This window comes from Atribacteraceae bacterium (assembly GCA_035477455.1).
GTDB lineage: Bacteria > Atribacterota > Atribacteria > Atribacterales > Atribacteraceae > DATIKP01.
This window is the reverse complement of the sequence record DATIKP010000148.1, coordinates 1-7,115: the sequence shown is the minus strand read 5'-3', so window position 1 is coordinate 7,115 and position 7,115 is coordinate 1. Positions and strand designations below refer to the sequence as shown.

General features: G+C 53.1%; 7 protein-coding genes. 4 read left to right on the top strand and 3 right to left on the bottom strand.

Annotated elements, in window-relative coordinates; translation table 11 throughout:
- Positions 1-189 precede the first annotated feature (189 nt).
- The 3 genes from VLH40_08835 to VLH40_08825 all read left to right on the top strand — a co-directional run bounded on the left by VLH40_08835 (position 190) and on the right by VLH40_08825 (position 1,387).
- Positions 190-432 (top strand): type II toxin-antitoxin system Phd/YefM family antitoxin, encoded by a 243-nt coding sequence (locus VLH40_08835; protein HSV32106.1) that lies wholly within the window; start codon positions 190-192, stop codon positions 430-432.
- Positions 425-697, top strand: a complete 273-nt coding sequence (locus tag VLH40_08830; GenBank protein HSV32105.1) for a Txe/YoeB family addiction module toxin — start codon at positions 425-427, stop codon at positions 695-697. The genes VLH40_08835 and VLH40_08830 overlap by 8 nt, the downstream gene beginning before the upstream one ends.
- Before the next feature lie 261 nt (positions 698-958).
- On the top strand, positions 959-1,387 hold the full coding sequence (locus tag VLH40_08825) for an OsmC family protein (GenBank protein HSV32104.1): 429 nt from the start codon (positions 959-961) through the stop codon (positions 1,385-1,387).
- A gap of 48 nt (positions 1,388-1,435) precedes the next feature.
- Here the strand turns inward: VLH40_08825 and VLH40_08820 are convergent, their stop codons facing one another.
- Positions 1,436-2,752 (bottom strand): hypothetical protein, encoded by a 1,317-nt coding sequence (locus tag VLH40_08820; GenBank protein ID HSV32103.1) that lies wholly within the window; start codon positions 2,750-2,752, stop codon positions 1,436-1,438.
- A 214-nt stretch (positions 2,753-2,966) separates the two neighbouring features.
- Here VLH40_08820 and glgP point away from each other — a divergent pair, with 214 nt between their 5' ends.
- Positions 2,967-5,552 carry an alpha-glucan family phosphorylase gene (glgP, locus tag VLH40_08815; GenBank protein ID HSV32102.1) on the top strand — a complete coding sequence of 862 codons (2,586 nt, stop codon included), beginning with the start codon at positions 2,967-2,969 and terminating at the stop codon, positions 5,550-5,552.
- 123 nt (positions 5,553-5,675) lie between these two features.
- Here glgP and VLH40_08810 read toward each other — a convergent pair whose 3' ends face one another.
- Together VLH40_08810 and VLH40_08805 are read right to left on the bottom strand one after the other, a co-directional pair.
- On the bottom strand, positions 5,676-6,455 hold the full coding sequence (locus VLH40_08810) for an imidazole glycerol phosphate synthase cyclase subunit (GenBank protein ID HSV32101.1): 780 nt from the start codon (positions 6,453-6,455) through the stop codon (positions 5,676-5,678).
- 26 nt (positions 6,456-6,481) lie between these two features.
- Positions 6,482-7,115, bottom strand: a 634-nt coding sequence (locus VLH40_08805) for a hypothetical protein (GenBank protein ID HSV32100.1), incomplete at its 5' end; no start/stop codon positions are given.

The window sequence follows — 7,115 nt, the reverse complement described above, 5'->3', positions numbered from 1 at the left end:
TAAGGAGACGCCGGAATGCTTGACAATCCTCATCTGTGCACCCGTCCCCAATTGCCCTCAGAAGACTTTATCCGGAGATGAAGTACGATTATGTTTTGCGCTCGACAACACCACCACAGTTGACAGGAAAGTATAACAGATATAAAATAAATGTACGTTATTATGTACGTTTGTTAAGGAGGTGCTCCTATGACCATAGTTAATGCAACAACGGCAAGAAATAATTTCTTCAAGCTGATGGAAGAAGCAATAACCACACATGAACCTGTATATATTACAGGTAAAACCGGCAATGTAGTCGTGTTGTCTGAGGAAGATTACCGGTCAATTCAAGAAACCTTGTATTTATGCTCCGTGCCTACCATACGGGAAAAAATTATCGAAGGTTTAAACACGCCTCTTGATGAGTGCATAGAGGATACCGGTGGGTAGTAAACCGTGGAAAATCGTTTATACAAAGCAAGGGTTAAAGGATAAAAGCACTGCGTGCAAAGCCGGTTTTTCCGATAAAATCAATACTCTCCTTGAGACGGTTCAAAACAACCCCCATACCGAATATCCTCCTTTTGAAAAGCTTGTCGGAGATCTGAGCGGTGCCTGCTCAAGAAGAATCAATAGGCAGCACCGGTTTGTCTATCAGGTATATGAAGAAAAACACACTGTAAAAGTGATCAGCATGTGGACCCATTATGAATAAAGCGAGGAAGGGTAAAGGGTCAGGTCTATATTTTTAACATTGCCGCTCTTATCCTCATAATACGCTTGCCGAGGCAAAATACAGTCCAATTGTTTCTTGCGCCTTTATCTCGAAGCGTATCTTTATGGACGAGCCATAATCAAAAAATATAACTTCAAAAACCCTATGTCAAGAAAATAGACCTTTGACCCCCAGGCCTGGAATGATCGGGGGTTTTTGCGTGTTAGAAAAGCCATATAAAGAGAAAAGGGGTGATTGGAGATGTTGAATAGAACAGCACAAGCGGTCTGGGAAGGGAACCTCAAAGAAGGGCGGGGAACGGTTGAATTCGGAGGAGGAGCCTTCAAGGGGAATTATTCATTCACTTCCCGTTTCGAAAACAGCAAGGGTACCAATCCGGAGGAATTGATTGCCGCCGCGCACGCCGGTTGTTTCGCTATGGCGTTCTCTGGTATGCTGGCGGAAGCCGGGTATGCGCCGGAACGAGTGACGGCGACCGCGAAAGTGAGCCTTGAAAAAGTCGAGGGAGGATTTAAAATCAGTGCCAGCCACCTCGCCTGTACGGCCAGGGTCCCGGGCATCAACCGGGAGAAATTTATGTCCATTGCGGATGAGGCCAAGCAGGGCTGTCCGGTGAGCGTTCTGCTTTCGGGCATCAGAATCAGCCTCGATGCCAGTCTCGAACATTGATCTAGTCCAGGCGCCACCCCGCCTGTAGTACGGCGGGGTGGATTTGATTTATACTTCGTCGATGGCCAGCCCCAGTGTGGATGACACGATTCTAAGTTCCGGGGCGCGATGACCGGTAACGATGATGGTATGATGGGAACTGACCCTTTCCATCATGCGGTGGCCGTCCCGGACCTTGATTACGGCCCCATTTCGGCAGTCGGAGCCAGGATACTGGGCATAACTGGTGAGTTCTCCCTCGATCACCAGCAGTTTCGCAAGCGTAGAGTCCAGCTTGACCAAGGTTACCGCCCCGGTCGGGAGACGGGCATCGATGGCGGTTGAGTGTTCGTCCACGATTGCGAGGACCGGGGGACGCAGTGTCCATTGCGTGGAGAAGCATTTGGGGAGAACACCGAGATAGCCGCAGTGGGCGACCAACAAGTGATTGTCGGGTTCGTCAACTGCGGGGAAATGGTTGATTTTTTCATGCTTCAGGGCGGCCATGCCCATGAGGAAGGGGTAGATGTTACTCATCATGAACGGTTCATGGAGGGTTTTGGCGACGAGGTACATGGTCAGAAGAGCGACCGTATCTCCCTCGCAAGCCCAGACTAGCCCCATTTCTTCGTAGAGCATATTCCAGGCCAGGCAAGGAGTCGTGTCAGAGTAGAAGGACTCATTCAGGCAGTTGATGCCCGCCGCCCGGATCAAAGGGTCGCTGGCGATTTCCCGCTTTAAGGCGATGTAAATTTTCACCGATTTATACAGGTCATCCCGGGTGATGCCTTCCGTGGGAAGGTTCCATTGCTTCCAAACCTTCTCCGCTTCGCTGTCCGGAATGATTTTTGCCGCCGCACCGAACTCTTTGAAGCTTTTTTTGATAATCGAGATTCCATAGGCCTCCTGGATACGTCTTGCACATTCGTCTTCCCACCAGTAGAAGCGCTTGAAAATACTACCTTGCATCCCTTCGCCGGGAGTATCCTGAAATACCAGGAATTTCGTGCCAGGCAAATCCCTTTTCAAGGCGAGACTCCGGATGATCTTTGCGGTGAGGTCACGGGTATAAGGAGCGAATACCGTTAGGCCCTTTGCTTTGAGATAGCTCACTATTTCCCAGTCCCACATGTTCACCGTGCCGAATTCCGAGGTCACGACCAAAAAAGGGACCCTGATTTTTGCGAGGTCGCTGATCTGTCGGTATGCGTCCCCCAAAATCTGGGGAAAAATGACGGCATCGCAATCAGGCAGGGGTGATCCCAGAGGAACCGGTTCATAAAATTCCGCATCCTGGCCAAATAAGTTTTGGAGTCTTACCAGCTGTTCCCGATAATCATCGTCCATTCCGGATTTGAAAAATAATGGAATCAATCTTGCTTTCATTGATCTTCCTCCCGGTAAACCAAACGGAATATGGGTTAATATTGATACTCATACCCCAAAGGCTGTATTTTTGGAATGCCTCCTCCGGTAGTCTATCATAGAAATCCTGGATTCATCTCTCTGAGAGCGATTGAACGATGTAGAAAAAAACCGCAAAATGCTGATATAATACATGAAAAGCCAAAGAGGTCTATGAACCAAGGAGGAATTACTTGTGAAGCCGATCCGTACATTCACTATTATTCCCTCGCTTCCGGAAGCACTTGAGCCGTTGCGGACGTTGGCCAACAATCTGCGCTGGGCCTGGAACCACGACACGATCGAACTGTTTCGCCGGCTCGACGACGCTCTGTGGGAAACCGTCTATCATAACCCGGTTCTCATGCTGGGAAAGATTGAACAGGAGAAGCTGGAACGGGCGGCTCAGGACGATGCCTTTCTGGCTCACCTCCAGGGAGTCAAAGAAGATTTAGAATCTTACCTTTCCAATGAAAGCTGGTTTTCCGGTACTCACCATACAACCAGCGAACCGATCGTGGCGTATTTTTCCGCCGAGTTCGGACTCACGGAATGTTTGTCCATTTTTGCCGGGGGCTTAGGTCTTTTATCCGGTGACCATATAAAGTCGGCCAGTGATTTAGGAATTCCACTGGTCGGGGTTGGATTGCTCTATCAACAGGGATATTTCACCCAATACCTCAACGAAACGGGCTGGCAACAGGAGGCGTATCGGGACAACGATTTTCATAACCTGCCGCTGACCCTGGAACGCAACCCCGACGGTTCGCCGGTCTATGTCGAAGTCGATATCGCCGGAAAACCACTCAAAGTTCAGGTCTGGCGAGTCCAGGTCGGACGGGTTTTCCTGTTTTTGCTGGATACCAATATTGGGGAGAATCCGCCTGAATTTCAGGGCATTACCGGCCAGCTGTACGGGGGAGATCTGGATATGCGGATCCGCCAGGAAATCGTCCTGGGTATCGGCGGTTTCAGGGTCTTGCGTGCCCTGGGTATCGCCCCCCGGGTTTGCCATATGAACGAGGGGCATTCCGCTTTTCTGGCCCTTGAATGGATCCGATATTTAATGCAGGAAAACCACGTCTCTTTTGCCGAAGCCAGAGAGGCAGCCTGCGCCGGGCTTATCTTTACAACCCATACACCGGTTCCGGCTGGCCACGACTCGTTTGATTTTTCTATGATGGAACGCTATTTCGGTCAGTACGCCCGCCAGTTGGGCCTCGATTTTAAGGAATTCATGGCCTTGGGCCAGTCCCATCCGGGACATGAAAATGACCATTTTTGCCTGACGGTGTTGGCTCTCCGTTTAGCCGCGGCGTCCAATGGGGTGAGCCGTCTCCACAGCCGAGTGAGTCGCCGGATGTGGAACCACATCTGGCCGAATCTTCCGGAAAACGAAATTCCGATCAGTTGTGTGACCAACGGAGTACACTTCCGTTCCTGGATCTCCCGGGAAATGAATGAATTGTACGAACGCTATCTGGGTCCCCGCTGGCGGGAAGAACCGGCTAATTCGGAAACTTGGAGCCGTGTCGACCGGGTGCCCGACGAAGAACTCTGGCGTACGCACGAGCGTCGGAGACAACGGCTGATCACTTTTACCCGCCGGCGGTTCCAAGCGCAACTCGAGCATCTGTCCCGTCCGAAACGAGAAAGCGAGGCGGCTGATTATGTGCTGGACACGGAAGCCCTGACAATAGGCTTTGCCCGGCGTTTCGCCACTTACAAACGGGCAACGTTGCTCTTGACTGATCCTGGCCGCTTAGCCCGGATTCTGGATGATCAAAAAAGACCGGTTCAGATTATTTTCGCCGGCAAGGCGCATCCCCGGGACGATGCCGGAAAAGAGATTATCCGCCGCATTGTGGAATTATCCCGCCAGGAGCCCTTCTGTCGGCACCTGGTTTTTCTTGAAGACTTTGATATGGCGATTGCCCGTTCCCTGGTGCAGGGCGTCGATGTGTGGCTGAACAATCCCCGGCCGCCCCTGGAAGCAAGCGGGACCAGTGGTATGAAGGCGGCGGCCAATGGCGTATTGAATCTGAGCACCGTCGATGGGTGGTGGGATGAAGTGTTCCACGACAACGATTTTACGATCAATCCGGTCGGTTGGAATATCGGCCGGGGAGAGACCTATGACGATGCCGCGTATCAGGACCAGGTGGAGGCCAATGCCCTTTACGATATTTTGGAACAGGAAGTGATTCCGCTTTTTTACGAACGGGGACGGGATGGATTACCTCGTGGATGGATCAAATCCATGAAAGCCTCTATCGCCACCCTGTCGCATTTTTATAATACCCACCGCATGGTGAGAGAATACACGGAACGGCTTTATTTGCCTGCCCTGGATCGCTTTGAACGGCTGCATGCAAACAACCTGGTCAAAGCCCGGGAACTTGCCGGCTGGAAGAATCGACTGGCGGCCGCCTGGCCTCAGATCAAAGTGCGGAAGGTGGCTTACGATGGCAATGAGGCGCTGCCGGTCGGGGAGGCGCTTAATGTACAGGCCTGGGTGGAACTGGGAACTATATCCCCCGAAGAGATCCTTGTGGAGCTGTACCTGGGGGTGGTCGATGCAAAGGGGAATTTCCGGGATCCGGAAATCATTGCCTTGCAAGCGGCTGGGCCAGACCCCCTGGGAGGGCATCTCTTCACCGGACGGACAAAACCGTTTCGGCGGACCGGCCGGCATGGTGCTACTGTGCGGGTCCGGCCCTATCATCCGGATTTGCAGACGGCTTTTCTGCCCGACTTGCTGACCTGGGCGGACCGGTTGTAAATCGTCTTTTGGCAATATTATCCTCCGAAAACGAAAATACATAATACACAGTAGCAGGGTATAATGGCCGGCGGATCGCGCATGCTTTATATAGCGTGACCCGCCTTTGTTGTTGTCGGGTGATTATTCGACCGGCGGGGTCAAGAGTGGGATCCCCTCTTTGAGGAGATAGGCCTTGAGGTCCGGAATGTGGATCAGCCCGAAGTGAAAGACCGAGGCAGCCAGCAGAACAGTGGCTCCGGCCTTCGCGGCTTCCCGGAAATGTTCAAGAGTTCCTGCGCCTCCCGAGGCCACGACATCGGCCCTGACGGCCTTGGCAATCATGCGGATCAAGGGGAGATCGAAGCCGGTTTTCGCTCCGTCGGTGGCCTTGCTGGTCGGAAGTATACAGCGGACTCCATATCCGTCAACCTGTTTTGCCCACTCCAGAGCGTCATGGCCGGTGGCCGTCCGCCCTCCGTCGATAAAAACCTCGTAACCTGAAGAAAGGCCGGGGTTGCGGTCCACATCGATGGCTACGGTAACGTGATGAGCGCCTAACTCTTCTACCAGTTCGGCGATGATTTCGGGATGGCGGAAGGCGGCACTGCTGAGGGAGACGGTGTCGGCGCCAGCGGCGATAACGGCCTCAGCGGTGGCGGAATCGCTGATTCCCCCGCCGACCGTGAAAGGTACCGTGACTACTTCCGCAACTCGGCGGACAACATCAAGCATGGTCACGCGGCCCTCGACCGTCGCGTCGATATCTAACAAAGCCAATTCGTCCGCTCCCGCTTCACAGTACGCCAGGGCACATTCCACCGGGTCCCCGGTGTCGCGGATATTCACAAAATGAATACCTTTGACCACCCGGGCGTTTTGCATATCCAAGCAGGGCATAATGCGCACTAAGTTGTCAGCCATCTATTCTTTTCCTCTCCTTCCATCCTTTATCCTTGACATAGTTCCCGGTGATAGCTCTGAAGGGAACGGACCCCGCCCCGCCCCTTGCGACAAGCCTCGATGCCCTTGGCGGAAGCCAGAGCGGCAGCCAGGGTGGTGATATAGGGAACCCGGTACCGGATGGCGGCCTGGCGTATCGAGGCGTCATCCGATTGGCCCAGGCGATCCATGGGGGTATTGACAATAAGATGGATTTCCCGGTTCATGATCGCATCGGCGATATTTGGCCGTCCTTCCCTGATTTTCAATATCGGTTCGGCAGGGATGTTGTTTTCATGGAAAAACCGGTGGGTCCCGACGGTGGCCCGGATCACGAATCCGAGATCGGTAAAGGCGCGGGCGACTTCGAGCGCTTTGGGACTCTTGACCGCCAGGCTGATCAGAACCGTTCCTTCCAGGGGCAAGGGGGGCATTGAAGCTTCTTCAGCCTTGAAAAAGGCTGAACCGAAGGTGTCCGCCATACCCAGCACTTCCCCGGTGGAACGCATTTCCGGACCGAGTACCGGGTCGACCTCAGGAAACATGTTGAAGGGAAGCACCGCTTCTTTGACGCCGAAGTGACGGAGCGGCCAGGAGTGGAGGTCGAGGCTCTCAAGCGCTCGTCCCATAATCAGTTCGGTG

Excerpts from the sequence above, each read along its gene's own strand:
- VLH40_08820 (HSV32103.1), bottom strand. The coding sequence starts at position 2,752 with ATGAAAGCAAGATTGATTCCATTATTTTTCAAATCCGGAATGGACGAT.
- VLH40_08825 (HSV32104.1), top strand. The coding sequence starts at position 959 with ATGTTGAATAGAACAGCACAAGCGGTCTGGGAAGGGAACCTCAAAGAA.
- VLH40_08810 (HSV32101.1), bottom strand. The coding sequence starts at position 6,455 with ATGGCTGACAACTTAGTGCGCATTATGCCCTGCTTGGATATGCAAAAC.
- VLH40_08835 (HSV32106.1), top strand. The coding sequence starts at position 190 with ATGACCATAGTTAATGCAACAACGGCAAGAAATAATTTCTTCAAGCTG.